Raw genomic sequence first — 20,702 nt, 5'->3', positions numbered from 1 at the left:
GACGAGCAATCCTGTCTCCTGTTTTTATAGTAATCCAGTGTTTCTTTCCACTGTCATCGATTACCCAAAACCCATCTCCAATAACGACAATATTCTCATCATTAGTTGGGTCATGGAGTTCCTTAAAGGTGTAACCATCAAGTGAAGTTACTCAATGGGATCAACATAAGTCAGGGTAATCCCACAGAATGCCTGCTCAATTTTGGTCAGGAGAATGATGCAAAATTTCTCGATTATATTCCGACTATGATTGGCTATAAGGTAAAGTTTTATGTCAAGATTCAACACTTCTGGGTATAAAGCACTCTCTGTTATGGAGCAGCAATTGTCAAAAACGGACTTTCTCGTCAATGGTTCTCTAACGATTGCAGATATTTCGTTATACGCTTATACCCATGTAGCTGATGAAGGAGGATTCGATCTTTCTGAATATCCTGCTGTTCGAGCATGGCTCGATCGCGTGTCGAGCCATCCCCATCATCTTACCCTGTCTTGATCGTCTCTATAGGAGGGAAAAATGGCTTATCTATTCCCGATTACCAGCGCGAAGCGCGATATGTTGCTTTAAGACATCTAAGCGCGAGATATCCCAACGATCGATATGGGAATTAATTAAGCCATTCTCATTGATTTGGAGTTCACTCGATCCAGGAATAGAAATACGGGGTTTCCAGGGGAGGGGAGTATTCCAGTGTAATGTCCATCGGGTGTGGATCGTGTTTCCTTCTTGCTGGATGTGGTGTAAGTCCATTTTGATATTCAGGAACCAGCGTTCCATCCAGGATATCATCTGTTGATAGCGATCGCCTCCCCAGAATTCGGTCATTGGATCTTTAAAATACACATCTGGCGCATAAATACTATAGGTTGGGTTGACGGGAAACCGTTCATAGTCTGCTTTGAGAATTTCGATCAGTTCCATAGCTTCATCAGTGAGTTACGACAGTTTTTTGGGGAGGCAATAGGCAAGAGTTTTAAAGCAAATTGGGTTGATAATCAGGGAAACTCATGTCTTCCCCTCGATAAGCGGTAATTACGGTTTTTACGCCTCCACGCCTAGTAAAATCGCCGATAATGCGCAGTGCTTTGGGTTTGACTTCTGCCATCAGGCGATCGGCTACCTGGTTAACTACAGTTTCATGGCTGATTCTTTGTTGGCGAAAACTGTTAATATAAAGCTTAAAAGCTTTGAGTTCTAAAACAGATTGACCGGGAAAATAATCACAGACAATAGTGCCAAAATCTGGATAACCCGATCGCGGACAAAGGGCAGTAAACTCCGGATGTTCCAGATGAATGATATAATCATGGTTTGGAGAAGGGTTGGGCCAAATTTCTAGGGGATGGTGAGCCGCTTCTTCAATGGCGCGATCTCCATAGGTTCGATCTTCCGATATCTCTGTCCCAGAACTGCCACGGTTAGCGCCTCGATATTTCCAAATCGGATCGGCAACTCCGGCTTCCTGAAAACCTCGATCTCTTAAGATACAGGCATGACACTTACCGCATCCTCCTTTCACCCCGGCATAGCAAGTATGGGTTAACTCCATGACTGACTCGAAGCGATCACCTAACGCCTCCTGAGCCAACTTTACTGACTCCGCCTTCATTAAATTCATCAAGGGGGTATGAATCCGATACGCCTCACCATCACCGTACATTCCCTCACCCAATGCCACGCCCATGGCAGTAATAAAACTCTGACGACAATCCCAATACCCCGCAAAATCCGTCTCACACACTCCTAAAACCATATCTTTAATCCCCAAACGCGCCGCCCGATTCGCTGCCAAGGTTAAGAACAAAATATTACGTCCGGGAATAAATGTGGCTTCAATGCCCCCTGGCAGCGCCTCGGCACTCTCATACTCCGCCAAAGGGGTTTCGCTTACTAAAGGACTCGTACTCTTCAAAATGGGCCCCACTGAGACGATTTCATGACTTGCCAATCCCAGCTTCTGAGCCACCGCTTGGGCACTTTCCAGCTCAATGCGATGACGCTGTTGATAATCAAACGTCAGCCCATGGACGCGATCGAATTGTTGTGTAGCTAATGCAGCGCAGGTGGTCGAATCTTGTCCACCAGAAAGGATAACCAGAGCTTCGGTTTGAGCCATGAAACAATCAATTAAACATGAAAAATAGGGTCGTCAATATTGTAGAACAGAAGCCATCCGATGCAGCCCATCCTCGATTTACCCTATTCCAGAGTAGATGGATCAATCCCTTGATCTAAAAGACGTTGACGTAATTTTTGTAATTCGGCTTCTGCTCGTTCCGCCCGTTGACGTTCCTCCCCTAAAGCTAGCTCTGCTTGTTGGGCACGTTGGTATTCTTGTTCAGCTCGTTGGCGCTCGTTCAAGCGATCGCGCTCTGACTCATCCGGACTGCGTAAATACTCCCCTCTCTCTCGGTCAAAAAATCGCAATTTACCATCCGGTAAGACTCGCATTTCCAAACCTAAAACCCGGGAGAAAACTGAAAGTATCCCATTCTCTAATTCATTGAGAGTCAATAATTGGTAGGCTCCATTCACTAATCTGCGTCCTCTCAAACGAGGCTGCAAATAATCGCCGCTGGGGTCATATTGGAAATATTCTCTGACTCCCATTTGGGCATAAGTGACGGGCTTATCGCTCTCATCCTTATGTCGAGTACTCATGGAAGTCACTTCCAAAACCCAATCGGGATAACGGTTATTTTCCTCCCAAACTCGGTAACTTCTGCGGGGACGATTTTCGACTCCAAAAATGACAAATACATCCGGACAAACCACGGCATCCGGAACTCCCTGCTCGTAGGAGAGCCAGAGATTACCAGAAACGTAAATATCTGAGCGATCTTGGAAATAGAATTTCAGGGATTCTACGCCATAAATGAGGTAATCGCGAGCAGGATCGCTTTCAGCCATGGGCGCTCCATCAGGTTCGGGGTAAATAAGGGGACTTTTTAGGGATGTTGGGTTCATGATTAGCTTGAAGATTTTAGGGTTTAGTTTAGGATCGATCTTCTGAGGATAATTGGTTGATCAACTCTTCTATGTCTGCTGCTGCTTCCTCTAGAGTCGCTTCATCGATCGCTTCTGGTTCTTGAAACTGACGGGAACTCAAGGGGTCGGACTTTTGAGCAGAAGAGTGATGCACTTTACCGGTTTTCAGGGTTTCTTCTAATTGATGGAGAGAGTGCTGAAACTGCTGTTGGGCTTGGTTATGTGGATTGGTTGGTTGTTGATTCATAATGTTAGGAAGAATACGCTAGGTTTTGTTAATACCACCATACTTGAGTTTTTCTTCTGTTATAACTCACGGAATCGTCTGAAGCCCGAAGCGTTGTAAAATCAAGGTCAAACGAGTTAGTGAATTACAGAAGCTGGAGCGAAGCATGAGCGAGTTTGATTACGATTTGATCATTATTGGTGCTGGAGTCGGTGGACATGGGGCTGCTCTCCATGCTGTGAGTTGTGGGCTGAAAACGGCAATTGTGGAAGCAGCAGATATGGGGGGAACCTGTGTTAACCGAGGATGCATCCCTTCTAAAGCTCTGTTAGCTGCTTCTGGACGGGTGCGGGAATTACAGGATGCAGATCATTTGAAGGATTTGGGGATTCAAGTCGGTGGTGTGAGTTTTGAGCGTCAGGCGATCGCCGATCATGCCAATACTTTAGTCGATAAAATCCAATCTGACCTGACGAATAGTCTCAAACGGCTGAAGGTTGATATTCTACGCGGTTGGGGTAAGGTGGCATCTCCCCAGAAGGTGACGGTGGAAAATGAGGGAGACTTGAAGACGTTTACCGCCAAGGATATTATTGTGGCTCCGGGTTCGGTTCCTTTTGTGCCCCCAGGAATTCAGATCGATCATAAAACGGTGTTTACCAGTGATGACTCGGTGCGTTTGGAGTCTTTGCCCCCCTGGATTGCAGTCATTGGCAGTGGCTATATTGGTTTAGAGTTTACGGATGTGTATACGGCGTTGGGGTGTGAGGTAACCCTCATTGAAGCGTTGGATAAGTTGATGCCAACGTTCGATCCCGATATTGCTAAACAAGCGCAACGGGTTCTCATCTCTCCTCGTGATATTGAAACTCGTGTGGGGATGTTGGCGATGAAAGTTACGCCCGGATCTCCAGTGACAATTGAGTTGGCGGATGCGAAGATGAAGGAAGTTAAAGAAGTTTTAGAAGTGGATGCGTGCTTGGTGGCAACGGGACGTGTTCCGACAGCGAAGAATATGGGCTTAGAATCAGTGGGCGTAGAGTTGGATCGACGCGGTTTTATTCCGGTTGACGATACGATGGCAGTATTGTCGGGTGGGGAAAAGGTTCCCCATCTTTGGGCGATCGGGGATGCGACGGGTAAGATGATGTTAGCCCATGCTGCTTCGGCTCAAGGAATTGTGGCAGTGGAAAATATGTGCGATCGTCCGCGTACTATTGATTATCGCTCGATTCCGGCGGCGGCGTTTACTCACCCGGAAATTAGTTACGTGGGATTGAGCGAACCGCAAGCGAAGGAACTTGCTGAAACGGAAGGCTTTGAAATTGCTACAGCTCGCTCTTATTTTAAGGGGAATTCTAAGGCGATCGCCGAAGGCGAGACGGAAGGAATGGCTAAATTGATCTACCGTAAGGATAATGGGGAAGTTCTCGGCGTTCACATTATCGGTCCCCATGCGGCAGATTTAATCCATGAAGCATCAGCAGCAATAGCGAAACGGGAATCTGTCCACACCCTTGCTCATTTAGTCCATACCCATCCAACTCTCTCAGAAGTCCTCGATGAAGCGTACAAGCGAGCAGTCGGTTAAATTGCACCTCATTTTTAGGAGAAATGCTTAGGTGAGTATCAACTCGCCTGACCATTTCTATACTGCTTGTCTGGTCTTAAACTTTACATAGAGGATATAGTATTTTAGAAATACTCTCTCCCTTTCATGTCCAGAAAATCCCTCTCCCAATGAAGTTGCGCTTAACCGTTTGCTCTAAGCCAATTATCTCTCAAGGAGAGAAGGTAGCCAAAATTTAAGGATTTGATATCATATTAAAGGGTAAACAGAACCTCCAATTATCTAGAGTATTAGTAAAGTAGGTTACGCTCAACTACACCACATTACGCCATAATTCAACCTTAACCTCTACTTACTAAGCTGAAGACAATCGGAAGTCCTCCCGTTACATAGGAGACTGGATATGAAAGTCAATTTGCGTTTGGTTTTAATTGTTCCTTTTGTCCTCCAGGTTTTTACGGTTGTCGGATTGACGGGATGGCTCTCATTACGCAATGGACAAAAAACTGTAGAAAATTTGGTTACTCAGTTACAGCGAGAAACCGGCGATCGCATTCAACAACACTTGAAGAGTTATTTACGCACCCCTTATATGGTGAATAAAAATATTTTAGATGCCATAGATTTAGGCTACCTGAATGTAGATAATCCTCGCAGTATGGAACGCTATTTCTGGAAACAAATCCATAATTTTCCCAGTGTAAGCTATATCTTAGTCGGTAATGAAGAAGGAGAATTCTATGGATTGGATCGGCTGCATGAAGGCGGCTTTAATATTGATATTGTTGATGCTTTAACCAGTTATGCTGTGAATACTTATGCAACCGATAAGCAAGGTAGACGAACTGAAGAATTATTGGCTTCTTATCCAGACTACGATCCCCGTCATCGTCCTTGGTATATTGCTCCTGCAACTCAAAAACGCTCAACTTGGAGTGATATTTATACTTACTCTACATACTCTCGTTTAGCCATTACCATTGGAACTCCTATTTATGACCAAGAGAATCAGTTGAAGGGAGTAATTGGTAGCGATCTGATGCTATTGGATATTAACCAATTCCTCAGTCAGTTGGAAATGGGTCAGTCTGGACAAGCATTTATTTTAGAACGCTCTGGATTTTTAGTTGCCACTTCAACTAAAGAATCTCTTTTTCTCCCTTCTACTCGAGAAGAAGAGTCAAAGCGATTGATGGCAACGAAAAGTCAAGATTTTATGACCCAAGAAACGACCCATTTCTTAACCCGTAAATTTGGTAATTTATCGAATATTGATCAAGAGGAACAACTGTTCTTAAATCTTGAGAATGAACGGTACTGTGTAGACGTAATTCCTTATCAAGATGAGTTTGGGTTAAATTGGTTGATTGTCATTGTGGTTCCAGAATCAGATTTTATGAGCCAAATCAATGCCAATACCCACACAACCATTTGGCTTTGTTTCGCTGCGTTAGGAATAGCAATACTCTTAGGAATTTATACTTCTCGTTGGATTTCTAAACCGGTTTTACGTCTAGTAGAATCATCCGAAGCCATGGCTAAAGGAAATTTATCTCAGCAAGTGAAGGGAGGACATATTACTGAATTAAAAATTTTAGCCCAAACCTTTAATCAAATGGCGGTTCAGTTAAAAGAATCCTTTGATACTCTAGAGCAACGAGTAGAAGAGCGGACAACAGCCTTACGCTTGAGTCAAGAACGCTTACAATTGGTACATGAAAGTGTAAATGATGGGATTTGGGACTGGAAGATTGCTTTAAATGAAGTTTATTTGTCTCCCCGTTGGAAAAAGATGTTAGGCTATGATGACTCCGAAATTCCTAATCAATTTTCCTCATGGGAAAATTTGGTTTATCCAGAAGATTTACCGAATGCAAAACAGGTGATTCAAGACCATTTGCAAACCACCACAGAAACCTTTCATTTGGAATTTCGTATGCGACAGAAACAGGGAGATTATATTTGGATTTTATCTCGTGCTAAAGTCGTAGAACGAGACAGCAGTGGTCAACCTCTGCGGATGGTGGGGTCCCATACGGATATTAGCGCTCGCAAACATGCTGAACTCGAATTACACGTGGCTAAAGAAATGGCCGATAGTGCCAACCGAGCGAAAAGCGAATTTCTAGCTAATATGAGTCACGAACTACGCACTCCCCTCAATGGCATTCTTGGCTATGTTCAGATTATGCATCGCAGCCGAGATCTCAATCAACATCGTCAGGGAGTGGATGTCATCGAACAAGCCGGTTCCCATTTGTTAACCTTGATTAATGATATCCTCGACTTAGCCAAAATTGAAGCCAGAAAAATGGAAATGTTTCCTAAAGATTTACACTTTCTTTCCTTTTTGGTTGGAGTGGCAGAAATGGCACGAGTGCGAGCTGAAAATAAAGGGATTACCCTCCAGTTTCTTCCCGATGAAAACTTACCCACAGGAATTAAAGCGGATGAAAAACGTCTGCGGCAATTATTGCTTAATCTCTTGGGGAATTCGATTAAATTTACTGACCAAGGAACGATAACTTTTTCAGTATCTAACCCACAGAGAACAGCAGAAAATAAGGCAAAAATTTGCTTCACCGTCCAAGATACAGGTGTAGGAATGAGTGAAGAACAAATGGCAAAAATATTTTTACCCTTTGAGCAAGTTGGTTCTACATCACGACGCTCAGAAGGAACGGGTTTAGGATTAAGTATTTGTCGTCAAATTGCCGAAATGATGGGCAGTGAAATTCAGGTTAAAAGTACATTAGGCATAGGCACTACATTCTGGTTTGAAGTCGAGTTTCCCATTTCTGACGAATGGGTTAGCTCTGGAGTTCATTTATCCCAAGGAAAAATTATCGGATATACTGGAGATTCAACCACCATCCTTATTGTTGACGATCATCCAGTTAATCGGGTAGTGGTTTCGGAAGTATTAACGCCATTACATTTTAGGATACTTGAAGCCTCAAATGGACGAGAGGGATTAGAACAAGTAGAGCAGGGACATCCTGACTTAGTCATTACAGATATTATGATGCCAGAGATGGATGGATATGACTTCGCTCGCATAGTTCGGGAGTCCTATTCTCAAGAGTTGCCGATTATTGCCGCTAGTGCCAGTGTATCACTAAACGATCAAAATTTGGCGATCGCCGCTGGCTGTAATGATTTCCTAGAAAAACCTGTGGATATGGAAAAACTGTTGATTGTCTTGCAGAAGTATCTCCATATGCAATGGATTTATGAATCAATAGAATCTGTAAATCTTACGGAAGAAGCAGAAATCATTATTCCCAAAAGTGATGAATTAGTTAAGTTGTATAAAATGGCAAAAATCGGAGATATTGTAGGCATTGAGCAAGAAGCACAACGGTTAAAAGATCTCCATCCAGCCTATCATGGATTTTGCGATCGCATCCTCACCTTAGCGGCTGAATTTGAAGACAAAATGATTATCCAGCTTATTAATTCTGCCCCCAGTTAGCTATGTAATCTCATCTTTGTAGGTCTGATGATGAAAGTCAATTTGCGTCTCGTTTTAATTATTCCCTTTGTCCTCCAGATTTTTGTGGTTGTTGGATTAACAGGATGGCTCTCGTTACGCAATGGACAAGAGGCTGTGAATGATGTCGCCACTCAATTACGGACTGAACTGGCTAAACGAATTGTACAGCAGCTAAATACTTATTTAAATACGCCCCATCTGGTGAATACAATCAATCGTGAAGCCGTTACTCTAGATCTAGTAAATCTGGAGGATATTCCGGGTTTAGAGCGCTACTTTTTTTCTCAGATACATCAGTTTGAAATGGTGAGTTATATTGCCTTGGGAACTGAGCAGCGAGAATATGTAGGAGTACAAAGAAAAGCCGATCGGACTTTTGTTCTAGAAGTGTCTGACCGAAGGACAGATTATCACTTTGAAACTTGGACGCTCGATGGAAAAGGTCAACGCTTAGACCGGGTGAATCGGATACCAGACTACGATCCCCGAAAACGGGAATGGTACCAAACCGCCTATCGTTCTGGAAAAGGTGTCTGGACAGAAATTTACACTTTGTTTTCGACCCAAGAATTAGCCTTAACTGCCGATCTTCCTCTCTACGATCGACAAGGACAGTTCATCGGAGTCACAGCCGCCGACCTGATATTAACTGACATTAGTAATTTTCTGCAAAATTTAGAGATTGGCAAAACAGGACAAGCTTTTATTATCGAACGTTCAGGTCAATTGGTGGCCACTTCTACCCCCGAAAAGCTGTTTCGTCAAGAAGGGGAAGAAGTTGAACGCTTAAATGTGGGAGAAAGCAGTGATGTTTTAACCCATGCAACGGCCCAGTACCTTTTAAAAGAATTTACTGATTTTAAAAACATCAAAACCTTAGAACAATTAGACTTCGATCGCGAACAACAACGACAATTCTTACAAGTTTTTCCTTATCAAGATGAGTTTGGATTGGATTGGTTGATTGTGATTGTGGTTCCAGAATCGGATTTTATGGCCCAAATTCAAGCCAGTAGACGAACCACGATTTTATTGTGTCTTGGAGCATTAGGACTTGCTATTGTTTTGGGATGGTATACGTCTCGTTGGATTGCTCAACCGATTTTAAAACTGTCTCAATCCTCAGAAGCAATGTCAGAAGGCAATTTAGATCAGCAAGTCTCTGGAGGTGCGATCGCCGAACTGAAGACGCTTGCCAAAGCATTCAACCGCATGGCAACTGAACTGAGAGCTTCTTTTAGTCAACTGGAACAGCGAGTGGCTGAACGGACATTCGAGCTATCTGAAGCAAAAGAAATAGCCGATCGCGCCAACCAAGCCAAAAGTGAATTTTTGGCCAATATGAGCCATGAATTGCGTACCCCTCTCAATGGCATCCTCGGCTATGTTCAGATTATGCATCGTGCTGAGGATCTCAATGAACATCGTAAAGGAGTAGATGTTATTGAACAGGCAGGCTCTCATCTATTAACCCTGATTAATGATATCCTCGACCTGGCGAAAATTGAAGCGAAAAAAATGCAACTCCTTCCTAAAGAGTTGCACTTGCCTTCTTTTTTGGTTGGAGTCGTGGAAATTGCACGAGTGCGAGGCAAAACAAAAGACGTTAGCCTCGATTTTGCAGCGGACGAAAATTTACCAACAGTAATTAAAGCCGATGAAAAACGTCTGCGTCAAATCTTACTCAATCTTTTAGGCAATGCGATTAAATTTACCGACCAAGGCAATGTAATGTTTTCGGTGACCTGTCTTCCAGAAGATGACCCTCAGATGGCTACCCTACGCTTTGAAATTGAAGATACAGGCGTTGGGATGAGTCAAGAACAGATGAATACAATATTCCTCCCTTTTGAGCAAGTGGGTTCTACTTCTCGGCGATCGCAAGGTACGGGATTAGGATTAACCATTTGCAGTCAAATTGTGAGGCTGATGGGAAGTCGTATTCAGGTGGAGAGTCACTTAGGTATCGGAAGTAAATTCTGGTTTGAAGTGACCCTACCCCGTTCAGAGGAATGGAGCAGTCGTGCAACGCATTTGGAACAGGGTAAGATTGTCGGTTGCAGTGGAGAACCCAAAACTATCCTCATTGTTGACGATCATGAAGTGAATCGAATGGTAGTTGTGGAAGTGTTAAGTCCATTAGGGTTTAGGGTGCTTGAAGCATCCAATGGACGAGAAGGATTAGAACAGGTGCAACAGGGGCATCCAGATTTGGTGATTACCGATATTGTGATGCCAGAAATGGATGGATATGCCTTGGCGACAAGTATTCGGGATTCTTATTCCAAAGAGTTGCCGATTATCGCCGCTAGCGCTAGTGTATCACTGGCCGATCGAAATTGGGCGATCGCCGCTGGCTGTAATGATTTTCTAGAAAAACCCATCGATTTAGAGAAGTTATTCATTCTTTTAGAAAAATATTTGCAATTCACCTGGATCTATGAACAGAAAAAAAATACAAAAGACTCTGTTCAGCAAGACCTGATTTTCCCAACACAAGAAGAATTGAGCGTTTTATGGAACGCGACTAAAATTGGTGATATTCAAGCGATAGAAGAAGAAGCTCAACGACTGAAATCTAAAGACCCAAAGTATCAGGCTTTTGGCGATCGAATCCTAGAGTTAGCCGCAGAATTTGACGATACAGGGATGATGGAGTTACTACAAAGCAGTTATACAGACCCTGATTAATGGCAATAGGCTTGCTTTCCAAGAGGCAATATCGCATTTGGATTGTCTGAGTCATTCCTTCCCTTGACAATGTTCCTAGGATCTGTGCAACACTATGGGCTTATGGTCTTTTTTCCTTAATCTTCCATGCATATTCGCCGTCGTCCCCCTAGTCCCACCTTTTCGATCTCTCACCTGCAATATCAAGTGAGTGTACCCGGTAGCGAACCCCGCAATATTCTGGAAAAAATTGTCTGGCACAAGGAAACGGAAGTCCAAGGACAACGGGAAAAAGTCTCATTAAGCGACTTGAAACGGCGCATAGAAACGGTTGCTCCCCCCAAAGATTTTCTCGCGGCACTCCGCAAGGGGAAAACCCAACCGGCGGTCATTGCTGAGGTAAAAAAAGCATCGCCCTCTAAAGGAGTCATCCGGGAAAACTTTGATCCGGTGGCGATCGCCCAATCCTACGAACAAGGCGGAGCCAGTTGTGTATCTGTATTAACCGATCGGAAATTTTTCCAAGGCAGCTTTGAAAACTTAGCTAAAGTTCGCGCTGCCGTTGATTTACCCCTCTTGTGCAAAGAATTTATTATTTATCCGTACCAAATTTATCAAGCGCGAGTTCATGGAGCCGATGCGGTTCTCCTGATTGCTGCCATTCTCTCGGATCAAGACTTGAAATACTTTAGCAAAATCATTCATGTCCTGGGTATGACTGCTTTAATTGAAGTTCACTTCCTAGAGGAACTCGACCGGGTATTATCCTTAGAATCAGTAAAATTAATTGGTATTAATAACCGCAACTTAGAAGATTTTACTGTAGACCTGAAAACTACAGAAAACCTCTACAACGATCGCCGCGAAACCCTGCAAAATCGGAATATTCTCCTGGTGAGTGAATCGGGACTTCATACCCGTGCAGACCTACAATTTGTCGCCTCTGCGGGCGCTCAAGCCGTCCTCATTGGAGAATCATTAGTCAAACAAGATGACCCCCGAGAGGCACTCGCCGCCCTCTTTCCTGAAAAACATCAACTACAATAACCAAACAACCTGGGATCTCCATCCCATTCCATACACCTCTTTTTCCTCGATCAACTCAACTATGCAGCCTATTCCGGTTCCCTCTCATGTTCACTATGAACTTCTCCTACAACTTCTAGAGCGTCAAACTTGGGTAGCCGTTGAAGGTCAATCTGTCCAACGAGAGCAAGTCCACCAACTGATTGCCACCCTGCGTAAAGCCCTTGCCCAACAGCGTCAACTCGAACAAAGTTGCGAACGCTCCAACTTACCTGTAGAGTATCGTTGGTCTCTAAACGAAAGTATTCCCGAAGAGCGCTAATTCTAAACGTGATATATAGCACTTTGCGCTAGGTAATAGATAATAAGCAATAAGTCTCTTATACTTATTGCTTATTATCTATTGCTTTTTGCCTTTCTATTCCCATTGTGATCTAGATCGATAGTGTTGTCTCTAGATTGGGTTAAAATGAGGTTAAGGGGTTCAATAATTGTCAATGCAAACCGTCTATCCATGTTAAAACCAGGAACTTTAGTACAGGTTCTCTATCCAGATTATGCAGCCGGTGCATTAGGATATCTCAAAGCCGAAGAAGCGAAAGGACGGTGGATTGTGCAACTGATCCAAAACCCCATTGAAGACCCCAATGAACTCCTTCTCTTATCTTTAGAAGAATCTGAATTTCAAGTGGTTTATCCTCAACCCCCATAACAAACATCTTTTAACATCCATTAAGGAGCCAGTGATGAAAGAACAATTTTTATATCCTCGTAGCCACTACCACGGTAAATTCAGCCCCAACAATCTGGTTTTTAATGCCAATTTACAAGAATTTGCCCAAAAAGTCAGTTTCATCAGCGCTTTAGAGACCAATGGCAAACTTACCCCCCTCGAATCCTACAACCGCATCAAAAACTTGTGGGAAGATTTAAACCGCATCAGTCAAGAATTAGAGATTCAAGATTTACCTTAAATAAGCAAGTAGGGGCGAAAAACTTTTCGCCCCTACCACAATTACTTTGTCTAGCGTTGGTCTGTTTATACCAGACGTGCTTATACCAGACGAGAGTAGTATTCCACAACCAGTAGCTCATTCACTTGTAGAGCGACCCATTCCCGTTGAATTACGCCATTGACTTTGGCACTCATTTTGGCTTTGTCAAACTCCAAATGACTGGGAATGTTGGCTAAACCCGGATATTGCAGGTTAGCATCTACCAGTTTACGGGAGCGATCGCGGTCTCTGACCCCAATTTCTTCACCCGGTCTACACTGGTAACTGGCAATGCTCACCGGACGACCATTAACCGTTACATGCCCATGGTTGACTAACTGGCGAGCTGCGGGAATGGTAGGAGCCATGCCCAACCGAAATACAGTATTATCCAAGCGCATTTCCAGCAGTTGCAACAGCACTTGTCCCGTGGAACCCGTGATCCGACGAGCTTTTTTCACATAGCGCAGAAGCTGCTTTTCACTTAGACCATAGTTAAAACGCAGCTTTTGCTTCTCCTCTAGACGGATAGCATACTCTGACTTCTTCTTCCGAGCCTGACCATGTTGACCAGGGGGGTATGCCCGTCGAGGAGTTTTACGAGTCAAACCAGGTAAGTCCCCCAAGCGCCGGGTTACCCGTAAGCGCGGGCCTCGGTATCGTGACATCGAATTTCCTCTATTCTTTTATTTTTACACAGACTTACCATTCTACTCCCCATAAGAATTTACTGTCAACACTTCTGACCACTGCGTAGCGCTCCTTATTTTTTCGGCAATACATGCCGAATGCCCCCTCGATTTCCTCCTGCATCCTTTCGGTAGCGAGGGATAATATGAATCGTTGTATGTCCCATTTTTTGACCGGCCGCAGGATTGACATTCATCCCCACATTAAACCCATCGGGCTGAAATTCTTTCCTTAATATCTCTTGTACTTTATTCGCCATAAACCAACAGGCTGATTGTTCCTTAAACGGCAATTCAAAATAATTGGCAATATGACGTTTGGGCACAATCAAGACATGCCCCTTACTCACCGGGTAACCGTCAAACATAGCATAGGCCGTAGCCGATTCAGTAAGCAACCTTAAACTTTTGCGCGGATTGCAAAAAATACAGCGATTATCTGAATGTCGTTGATGATTATAGTGAACATACTCATAGATTTCGCAAGACTCATCGATATAAATCGACTGAAATGGCAGCTTTACCATACATTGATAGGTCGGTTTTTGATGCACATAATGTTGTCTAAAGCCCTCTCTTTTAATATCTCGCCTAACGGCATAATAAGCTCTACCACCCGGCTTCAAGAGATGAGAAACTTCCATCATGACATTAGCTTGCTCTTGAGTAAATAAAACATTGAGAACATAAAAGCAAATAATTGTGTCAAATTTCTGCTGAGGATATTCCGGAAAATAGTGCAGATCGTAGCCTTGAATGGGGAATCCTTGTTGAGATAAGAGTTTAACATCATTACCCAATCCACAGCCAAAGTCCAAGACCTGCCCTTGAAGTAAGTTTCTTTCTCCTAAAAACCGCGCTGGAAAAGATAAGAATTTACGGTCAATCGCAGTGAGATGGCTGTATTTATTGGTTTGCTTTTTCATGGATAGGGAATGAGTAATAAGTGCTGAGTTATTGGAGATCTTACCCATCTCCGTGTCCCCGTGTCCCCGTGTCTCCCCACTCCCCATTACCAAAGCGAAGCGCTGTATGATTGAATGTCTAGGGAAACAGATCGGGAGTATTCTGGATTTTGGCTACGGAATTACGAAGCTATGTTTTTATTGATAACTTGCAACCGCAACACGCTGCCTATATTGGTACGGTGTCTTTGGGATTTCTACCTCTACCGGGAGATACATCGCTATGGGTTGAGGTTGCCCCAGGTATTGAAGTTAATCGGATTACGGATGTAGCGCTGAAGGCGACACGGGTGCGCCCAGCCGTGCAGTTTGTAGAGCGACTCTATGGACTGTTAGAGATTCATTCGAGTAGCCAGGGGGAAACACGGGAAGCAGGACAGGCAATTTTAGATGCATTAGGAGTAACAGAGCGCGATCGCCTGAAACCCCGAGTTGTTTCTAGCCAAATTATCCGCAATATTGACCCCCATCAAACCCAACTGATTAACCGCAACCGTCGCGGACAGATGATTTTATCAGGGCAAACCCTTTATGTGTTGGAGGTGCAACCGGCAGCCTATGCAGCCCTAGCCGCGAATGAGTCAGAAAAGGCGGCGCTGATTAATATTTTGCAAGTGCAAGCGGTGGGGCTTTTTGGTCGTCTCTATCTGGGAGGTGAAGAACGGGATATCCTGGCAGCCTCTGAAGCAGCATTGAGGGCGATGGAAAATATTTCTGGACGAGATAACCCTCCCCCCAATGCCCAATAAGTAATTTAAGGAAGTTGTTATGGCTAATTCTGAACATTTAGCAGTATTTTATCGCGGTCTCCCAACCTGGCATAAGTGGAGGACGGCTAATCCAAAGATTACCCCAGATCTGAGTGAGACGGATTTGGGCGGTTATCGACTTCCAGGAATTGATTTAGAGGGTGTGGATTTAAGACAGGTGAATCTATCGCGCACTGAATTGGAAGGGGCGAATTTGCATCAGGCTGCTTTGAGTGGGGCGATCGCCTCGTGCGCTCTGCTCACTTCGGCTTGCTTAACTCAAAGTCAAGCCATAGGCGCACAGTTCAAAGACGCTGATTTAAGGACAGCCGATTTAAGCGGTGCGAATCTCACGGGCGCGGATTTAAGCGGTGCCAATTTAGAAGGGGCAAATCTGCGAGGCACTTCCTTGAGTGGTGCGAATCTTATGAGAGCTAATCTTAAAGATGCGGATTTAAGTGATACCAATTTACGGCGCGCTAACTTAAGTTATGCCAATTGTTTAGACGCTAACCTCAGTGAAGCGGTTCTGAGCAATGCGGTTTTGCATCACACCGAGTTGATTAATACTTATCTTCATCGAGCAGATTTAAGGGAAGCGAATTTAAGTGAGGCTCATTTAGCAGGCGCTTTTTTATGGGGCGCAAATCTACAGAATGCAGATTTGTATCACACGGATTTAAGATGGACAAATTTAACCCGCGCTCATTTAATTCGCGCTCAGTTGAAGGATGCCTATTTGCAAGGAGCGATTTTGAATTCAACAGAGCTGAAAAGATCCTTTCCCTAAATCCATGATTATATCAAGTCCGGTTAAACACTTGTCATTGCGACCGGAGGGAAGCAATCGCCAAAACTACCGAGCTAAAAGAGATTGCTTCCCTCCACTGCGTTCCGTTCGCAATGACATACGATAACTGATCCAACGGACTTGATATTACATCTCGCTATCCCCCCATCATCCATTGATTTATGTCAAACTCGCCCTATTCTTGGCTCTCTCACTCTTTAGAAACCATTCATCGAGCTAACTGGTATCGCTCTGTGCAACCCTTGGAGGGTTTACCCGGGCCGATCGCCTTCCTCAATAGTCAGGAAGTGCTGAATTTTGCCAGTAATAACTATTTGGGGTTAGCAGGCGATCGCCGTTTAATCCAAGCCGCTACTGCTGCTCTCGAACAATATGGTACGGGAAGCACCGGATCTCGACTCACCAGTGGTCATCGGGGCTTACATCGGCAGTTAGAAGCCTCTATTGCTCGGCTCAAACAAACGGAAGATGCTCTCGTCTTCAGTTCGGGATATTTAGCCAATCTGGGAGCGATCGCCGCCCTAGCTGGGCCGCGCGATCTCATTCTTTGTGATGAATATAACCATTCAAGCCTAAAAAACGGGGCAATTCTCAGTAAAGCTACGGTATTAACCTATAGCCATGGAAGTGTTAAAGCGTTAACCGAGAAACTCAAAGAATACCGAAAAGAGTATCGGCGATCGCTCATCATCACCGATAGCGTTTTCAGCATGGATGGCGATCTTGCGCCCCTACCTCAATTATTGGACATTGCCCAAACCTATGACAGTATGCTGCTTATAGACGAAGCTCATGCCACTGGAGTCTTTGGCAGTAGTGGAGCCGGTTTAGTCCAACATTTCCAACTGGATAAACCCGAACTGCTCCAAGTGGGAACCCTGAGTAAAGCGATCGGTAGTTTAGGCGGTTATGTCGCCGGTCGTTCCGTCGCGATCGACTATCTCCGCAACCGCGCCCCCAGTTGGATTTATACCACCGGTCTCAGTCCAGCCGATACTGCAGCCGCCCAAGCAGCGATCGAGATGATTCAAACCGAACCCCAACACCGAGAACAGCTTTGGCACAATATCAGGTATTTCCAAGATCTCCTCGCTCGTCACTGTCCTCATCTCACCCCTATTGCCTTAGAATCCCCGATTATTTGCTTACCCCTAGAGAATCCTCAACACGCTCTAGACTTATCAGAATATTTAAAAACCCAAGGTATTTTTGTCCCTGCCATTCGCCCCCCCACCGTACCCACCAGTCGTATCCGCATTTCTCTGATGGCCACTCATCAGCCAGAACATCTAGAAGCATTAATTGAGGGGATGATCAAGTGTGGTTAATTATTGCGATTTTGCCGTTTGTTGTTTGGCTTTCCAAATGGTGTAGATCAACAGAGCCGTTGCACCAGCAGCGTAGCCATAGCCACTGGGAATACCCGAAAAAGCGAGAGCAAGAGAGCCGACCCAGAGGGTTAGGGCATAGATAAACAAAACCGTTAACCGATGGGATAAGCCCGCATTCAGGAGGCGGTGATGGAGGTGGCGCTTATCGGCGATAAACGGCGATCGCCCATTGAGCAGGCGATCAACAATGACGGCTGACATATCCAATAGGGGAACAGCCAAGATCAGATAGGGTAACAATACTGCCGTTACTGCCGTGGTTTTCACCAATCCAATCACGCCCACCCCTGCCAGGGTAAAGCCCATAAAATAGGCTCCCCCATCCCCCATAAAAATCTGGGCAGGATTGAAATTATAGCGGAGAAAACCAAGCGCTCCACCCGCTAGAGCAGCAGCAATCAAAGCAGCGGCCGATTGATCCATAAACAAGCTCACAATCAGCATCACCACTGCCGCGATACCGCAGACTCCGGCAGCCAAACCATCTAAGCCATCAATCCAGTTAATAGCATTGACCATGCCCACTAACCACAAAATGGTAATCGGAATACTGAGCCAATCCGGCAGAGTCACTAATCCCATCAAGGGAATGCTTAAAAAGTTGATTTGTACGCCCACCTGCCATGCACCCAGGGCAACCACCACTTGCATAAACAAGCGGGAGAATGGGGACAGATTAAAGAGATCGTCAGCTAAACCGATCGCAAAAAAGGCTAAACCGCCAATCGTTACCCCCCACACTTCGTATTCTTTATCGGGGGGTAAAATTCCAAATCCGCCTGCCCACCAGACAACTAATAGAGCGGTGAGCGTACCCAGAAAAATCGAAACTCCTCCCAAGCGTACCATAGGTCGGGAGTGAACTTTGCGTCCATTGGGATTATCAACTTTCCCACTTTTCAAGCCAAGATACTTGACGATGGGGGTACTCCCAAGGACAACCAAAGTGGATACAGTGAAGGCAATCAGATGGTACATCTGTAAAGGCATCTGAAATTCTGTGGATAAGACCGAGAGCAGAGTCAAGAGTTTAATAAGGTAGGAGGTCTACTAGGGTTCTACTACATTTCAGACATCATTCATTACAGATGTCAAGGGGATGGGGAATAGGGAATGGGGAATAGGCAAAAGGCTATTTTCCTCTTCTCCCTATCCTCTCCATTAAACGAGGGCAGGAGTCCGAATTTCCAGGTGAGGATAGAGGGGGAAGCGATCGCACAGAGTGGCCACTCTTTGTTTACACTCTTTGCGAATCGCTTCATCCTCTGGATTGATGAGCAAGTCACTAATAATATTGCCAATTTCCGTAAACTCGGCTTCTCCCATGCCCCGCGTGGTCATTGCAGGAGAGCCTAAGCGCAAGCCACTGGTGACAAAGGGTGATTCGGGATCGAAGGGAACGGTATTTTTATTGGCAGTAATATTAACTGTACTGACCAATTGATCTGCTTGTTTACCGGTCATGTTAACAGAGCGCAGATCCACCAGCATTAAATGGTTATCTGTACCTCCAGAAACGATTTTCAGCCCTCGGTTTTGCAGTTGTCCTGCTAGAGCAGCCGCATTTTTGATCGCTTGACCCGAATATTCTTTAAACGCGGGTTGTAGAGCTTCTCCAAAGGCTACTGCTTTAGCCGCAATCACATGCTCTAGGGGACCTCCTTGGGTTCCAGGGAAGACCGCTTTATTGAAGGCTTTGCCCAATTTATTATCATTGGTCATAATTAACCCACCCCTGGGGCCGCGCAGGGTTTTGTGGGTGGTGGTCGTAACCACATGGCAATGGGGAAGAGGGTTGGGGTGATGTCCAGTCGCGACTAAACCAGCAATGTGGGCAATATCAGCCAGTAAGTAGGCTCCAATTTCGTCGGCGATCGCCCGGAATTTTTCAAAGTCTATAATTCTCGGATAGGCAGAATAGCCACAGATAATCATTTTGGGTTTATGCTCTAGGGCAATTTCCCGAATTTTGTCAAAATCCAGGCGTTCAGTTTCCTGATTTACCCCATATTGAACAACCTTAAACCATTTACCAGAAACATTCACGGGCGATCCATGGGTTAAATGACCACCATGGGAGAGATCCATCCCCAAAATAGTATCTCCGGGTTCTAACAGGGCGAGGAAGACGGCAAAATTCGCTTGGGCACCAGAATGGGGTTGGACATTCACATTCGCCGCACCAAAGAGCTGCTTCGCCCGGTCAATGGCTAGTTGTTCGATTTGGTCCACAAATTCACAGCCCCCGTAGTAGCGCTTTTGGGGTAGTCCTTCTGCATATTTATTCGTCAGCACTGAGCCTTGGGCTGCCATAACCGCAGGTGAAGCGAAGTTCTCACTGGCAATAAGTTCCAAGTGTTCCCGCTGCCGTCCCAGTTCTTTCTGTAGCAATTCGGTAACGGTGGGGTCAGTTTGGTTTAACAAGTCTAGGTTGGATAGATTCGTTTGACTCACGGGTTGTGTTTCCTCTTATGGGCACAATAATCTAGTTTAGTCCCAAGAATAGGGAATAGGGAATAGGGGGTAGGGGCATGGGGAGTGGCGAGTGGGGGAGGATGGAGGATACGGAGACGCGGAGATGGGGAGGATGGGGGACGCGGGGATTACTCCCTATTGCCTCTTCCTTTTTATTAAGCTCTGTATCGTTGGGCACGGTTTACTTTAAGAATCACTTACAATATAAGGTAAAGGCATTTGCCACATCAAATTTTTGGGAGATTGAGTCATGTTAGTCATTATGATGGACGATCGGATTATTTCACCAAAAACGGTTTGCCAAAGCTGTTGCTGGGCGGATCGCAGTGGTGAACCTCGTTGGAGACAAGGACATTTGACCTGTGGTCATCCTTTGGCAAAAAGCGATCGCCACATACCGAATCAGTATGAATGTCAAATGGGATTCCGCATCGCCCAAATTAGTTAGAATTTGACTTTCATCCCTCAACTTTTAACCCAAACCCAACACTATCCTTAAGTAGAACTTCATTGACATCCTCCCCAGCCTAAAGGCGTGGGGATTCCCCTCATCACTAAGGAGACTTCCTCTTTCTACGAGTTCCCTTGCTTGGAACTGTTTCCCATTCCAAACAGAGGGGATTCTCTCGGGAGGCGTTACTTTCCGTCTG

19 protein-coding genes and 1 pseudogene are annotated in these 20,702 nt (G+C 44.9%); 12 read left to right on the top strand and 8 right to left on the bottom strand.

Going from position 1 to position 20,702, the window contains the following annotated elements; all coding sequences use genetic code 11:
- Window positions 1–289 precede the first annotated feature (289 nt).
- A pseudogene (locus J7545_RS01815) lies at window positions 290–496 on the top strand (glutathione binding-like protein); the annotation flags it as partial.
- Between the two features lie 30 nt (window positions 497–526).
- On the opposite strand, the gene J7545_RS01810 reads toward J7545_RS01815, so the two are convergent.
- From J7545_RS01810 to J7545_RS01795, 4 genes are all read right to left on the bottom strand, one after another.
- Window positions 527–922, bottom strand: a complete 396-nt coding sequence (locus J7545_RS01810) for a DUF2358 domain-containing protein (RefSeq protein WP_318699538.1) — start codon at window positions 920–922, stop codon at window positions 527–529.
- Window positions 923–974: 52 nt separating this feature from the next.
- Complete coding sequence (gene queC / locus J7545_RS01805; RefSeq protein WP_318699537.1) at window positions 975–2,117, bottom strand: 7-cyano-7-deazaguanine synthase QueC; 1,143 nt, start codon at window positions 2,115–2,117, stop codon at window positions 975–977.
- A gap of 83 nt (window positions 2,118–2,200) precedes the next feature.
- Window positions 2,201–2,968, bottom strand: coding sequence for a Uma2 family endonuclease (locus J7545_RS01800; protein WP_318699536.1), 768 nt, complete (start codon window positions 2,966–2,968; stop codon window positions 2,201–2,203).
- Between the two features lie 28 nt (window positions 2,969–2,996).
- Window positions 2,997–3,236 (bottom strand): hypothetical protein, encoded by a 240-nt coding sequence (locus J7545_RS01795; RefSeq protein ID WP_318699535.1) that lies wholly within the window; start codon window positions 3,234–3,236, stop codon window positions 2,997–2,999.
- Between the two features lie 145 nt (window positions 3,237–3,381).
- Here J7545_RS01795 and lpdA point away from each other — a divergent pair, with 145 nt between their 5' ends.
- The 7 genes from lpdA to J7545_RS01760 all read left to right on the top strand — a co-directional run bounded on the left by lpdA (window position 3,382) and on the right by J7545_RS01760 (window position 12,951).
- On the top strand, window positions 3,382–4,806 hold the full coding sequence (lpdA, locus tag J7545_RS01790; RefSeq protein WP_318699534.1) for a dihydrolipoyl dehydrogenase: 1,425 nt from the start codon (window positions 3,382–3,384) through the stop codon (window positions 4,804–4,806).
- A 382-nt stretch (window positions 4,807–5,188) separates the two neighbouring features.
- Window positions 5,189–8,260 (top strand): ATP-binding protein, encoded by a 3,072-nt coding sequence (locus tag J7545_RS01785; protein ID WP_318699533.1) that lies wholly within the window; start codon window positions 5,189–5,191, stop codon window positions 8,258–8,260.
- A gap of 27 nt (window positions 8,261–8,287) precedes the next feature.
- Window positions 8,288–10,972, top strand: a complete 2,685-nt coding sequence (locus J7545_RS01780) for a response regulator (RefSeq protein WP_318699532.1) — start codon at window positions 8,288–8,290, stop codon at window positions 10,970–10,972.
- 126 nt (window positions 10,973–11,098) lie between these two features.
- Entirely contained in the window at window positions 11,099–11,998 is a 900-nt protein-coding gene (trpC, locus tag J7545_RS01775; protein WP_318699531.1) for an indole-3-glycerol phosphate synthase TrpC, read from the top strand.
- A 61-nt stretch (window positions 11,999–12,059) separates the two neighbouring features.
- Window positions 12,060–12,299, top strand: a complete 240-nt coding sequence (locus tag J7545_RS01770) for a DUF5340 domain-containing protein (protein WP_271942707.1) — start codon at window positions 12,060–12,062, stop codon at window positions 12,297–12,299.
- A gap of 192 nt (window positions 12,300–12,491) precedes the next feature.
- Window positions 12,492–12,689, top strand: a complete 198-nt coding sequence (locus J7545_RS01765) for a hypothetical protein (protein WP_271942710.1) — start codon at window positions 12,492–12,494, stop codon at window positions 12,687–12,689.
- A gap of 34 nt (window positions 12,690–12,723) precedes the next feature.
- Window positions 12,724–12,951, top strand: coding sequence for a hypothetical protein (locus J7545_RS01760; RefSeq protein WP_318699530.1), 228 nt, complete (start codon window positions 12,724–12,726; stop codon window positions 12,949–12,951).
- Between the two features lie 80 nt (window positions 12,952–13,031).
- On the opposite strand, the gene rpsD is transcribed toward J7545_RS01760, so the two are convergent.
- Window positions 13,032–13,640: a 30S ribosomal protein S4 gene (rpsD, locus tag J7545_RS01755; protein WP_318699529.1), complete on the bottom strand. Its 609-nt coding sequence runs from the start codon at window positions 13,638–13,640 to the stop codon at window positions 13,032–13,034.
- 95 nt (window positions 13,641–13,735) lie between these two features.
- Window positions 13,736–14,587, bottom strand: a complete 852-nt coding sequence (locus J7545_RS01750) for a bifunctional class I SAM-dependent methyltransferase/HIT family protein (protein WP_318719053.1) — start codon at window positions 14,585–14,587, stop codon at window positions 13,736–13,738.
- 149 nt (window positions 14,588–14,736) lie between these two features.
- Here J7545_RS01750 and J7545_RS01745 point away from each other — a divergent pair, with 149 nt between their 5' ends.
- From J7545_RS01745 to bioF, 3 genes are all read left to right on the top strand, one after another.
- Entirely contained in the window at window positions 14,737–15,375 is a 639-nt protein-coding gene (locus J7545_RS01745) for a hypothetical protein (protein ID WP_318699527.1), read from the top strand.
- Between the two features lie 19 nt (window positions 15,376–15,394).
- Window positions 15,395–16,165 carry a pentapeptide repeat-containing protein gene (locus J7545_RS01740; RefSeq protein WP_318699526.1) on the top strand — a complete coding sequence of 257 codons (771 nt, stop codon included), beginning with the start codon at window positions 15,395–15,397 and terminating at the stop codon, window positions 16,163–16,165.
- 182 nt (window positions 16,166–16,347) lie between these two features.
- Window positions 16,348–17,514, top strand: coding sequence for an 8-amino-7-oxononanoate synthase (bioF, locus tag J7545_RS01735; protein WP_318719052.1), 1,167 nt, complete (start codon window positions 16,348–16,350; stop codon window positions 17,512–17,514).
- Here the strand turns inward: bioF and J7545_RS01730 are convergent, their stop codons facing one another.
- Together J7545_RS01730 and glyA are read right to left on the bottom strand one after the other, a co-directional pair.
- Window positions 17,515–18,567, bottom strand: coding sequence for an MraY family glycosyltransferase (locus J7545_RS01730; protein ID WP_318719051.1), 1,053 nt, complete (start codon window positions 18,565–18,567; stop codon window positions 17,515–17,517).
- A 171-nt stretch (window positions 18,568–18,738) separates the two neighbouring features.
- The gene (glyA, locus tag J7545_RS01725; protein ID WP_318719050.1) at window positions 18,739–20,031 is read right to left on the bottom strand and encodes a serine hydroxymethyltransferase; all 1,293 of its coding nucleotides are present in this window, start codon (window positions 20,029–20,031) and stop codon (window positions 18,739–18,741) included.
- A gap of 271 nt (window positions 20,032–20,302) precedes the next feature.
- Here glyA and J7545_RS01720 point away from each other — a divergent pair, with 271 nt between their 5' ends.
- Entirely contained in the window at window positions 20,303–20,500 is a 198-nt protein-coding gene (locus J7545_RS01720) for a hypothetical protein (RefSeq protein ID WP_318699522.1), read from the top strand.
- Window positions 20,501–20,702 lie beyond the last annotated feature (202 nt).

The organism is Roseofilum sp. SBFL, assembly GCF_017746885.1.
GTDB lineage: Bacteria > Cyanobacteriota > Cyanobacteriia > Cyanobacteriales > Desertifilaceae > Roseofilum.
The sequence above is the reverse complement of the archived record's forward strand: the minus strand, read 5'-3'. Positions and strand labels throughout refer to the sequence as shown.

Coding starts and splice junctions, on each gene's coding strand:
- J7545_RS01810 (WP_318699538.1), bottom strand. CDS start 922: ATGGAACTGATCGAAATTCTCAAAGCAGACTATGAACGGTTTCCCGTC.
- queC (WP_318699537.1), bottom strand. CDS start 2,117: ATGGCTCAAACCGAAGCTCTGGTTATCCTTTCTGGTGGACAAGATTCG.
- J7545_RS01800 (WP_318699536.1), bottom strand. CDS start 2,968: ATGAACCCAACATCCCTAAAAAGTCCCCTTATTTACCCCGAACCTGAT.
- J7545_RS01795 (WP_318699535.1), bottom strand. CDS start 3,236: ATGAATCAACAACCAACCAATCCACATAACCAAGCCCAACAGCAGTTT.
- lpdA (WP_318699534.1), top strand. CDS start 3,382: ATGAGCGAGTTTGATTACGATTTGATCATTATTGGTGCTGGAGTCGGT.
- J7545_RS01785 (WP_318699533.1), top strand. CDS start 5,189: ATGAAAGTCAATTTGCGTTTGGTTTTAATTGTTCCTTTTGTCCTCCAG.
- J7545_RS01780 (WP_318699532.1), top strand. CDS start 8,288: ATGATGAAAGTCAATTTGCGTCTCGTTTTAATTATTCCCTTTGTCCTC.
- trpC (WP_318699531.1), top strand. CDS start 11,099: ATGCATATTCGCCGTCGTCCCCCTAGTCCCACCTTTTCGATCTCTCAC.
- J7545_RS01770 (WP_271942707.1), top strand. CDS start 12,060: ATGCAGCCTATTCCGGTTCCCTCTCATGTTCACTATGAACTTCTCCTA.
- J7545_RS01765 (WP_271942710.1), top strand. CDS start 12,492: ATGTTAAAACCAGGAACTTTAGTACAGGTTCTCTATCCAGATTATGCA.
- J7545_RS01760 (WP_318699530.1), top strand. CDS start 12,724: ATGAAAGAACAATTTTTATATCCTCGTAGCCACTACCACGGTAAATTC.
- rpsD (WP_318699529.1), bottom strand. CDS start 13,640: ATGTCACGATACCGAGGCCCGCGCTTACGGGTAACCCGGCGCTTGGGG.
- J7545_RS01750 (WP_318719053.1), bottom strand. CDS start 14,587: ATGAAAAAGCAAACCAATAAATACAGCCATCTCACTGCGATTGACCGT.
- J7545_RS01740 (WP_318699526.1), top strand. CDS start 15,395: ATGGCTAATTCTGAACATTTAGCAGTATTTTATCGCGGTCTCCCAACC.
- bioF (WP_318719052.1), top strand. CDS start 16,348: ATGTCAAACTCGCCCTATTCTTGGCTCTCTCACTCTTTAGAAACCATT.
- J7545_RS01730 (WP_318719051.1), bottom strand. CDS start 18,567: ATGCCTTTACAGATGTACCATCTGATTGCCTTCACTGTATCCACTTTG.
- J7545_RS01720 (WP_318699522.1), top strand. CDS start 20,303: ATGTTAGTCATTATGATGGACGATCGGATTATTTCACCAAAAACGGTT.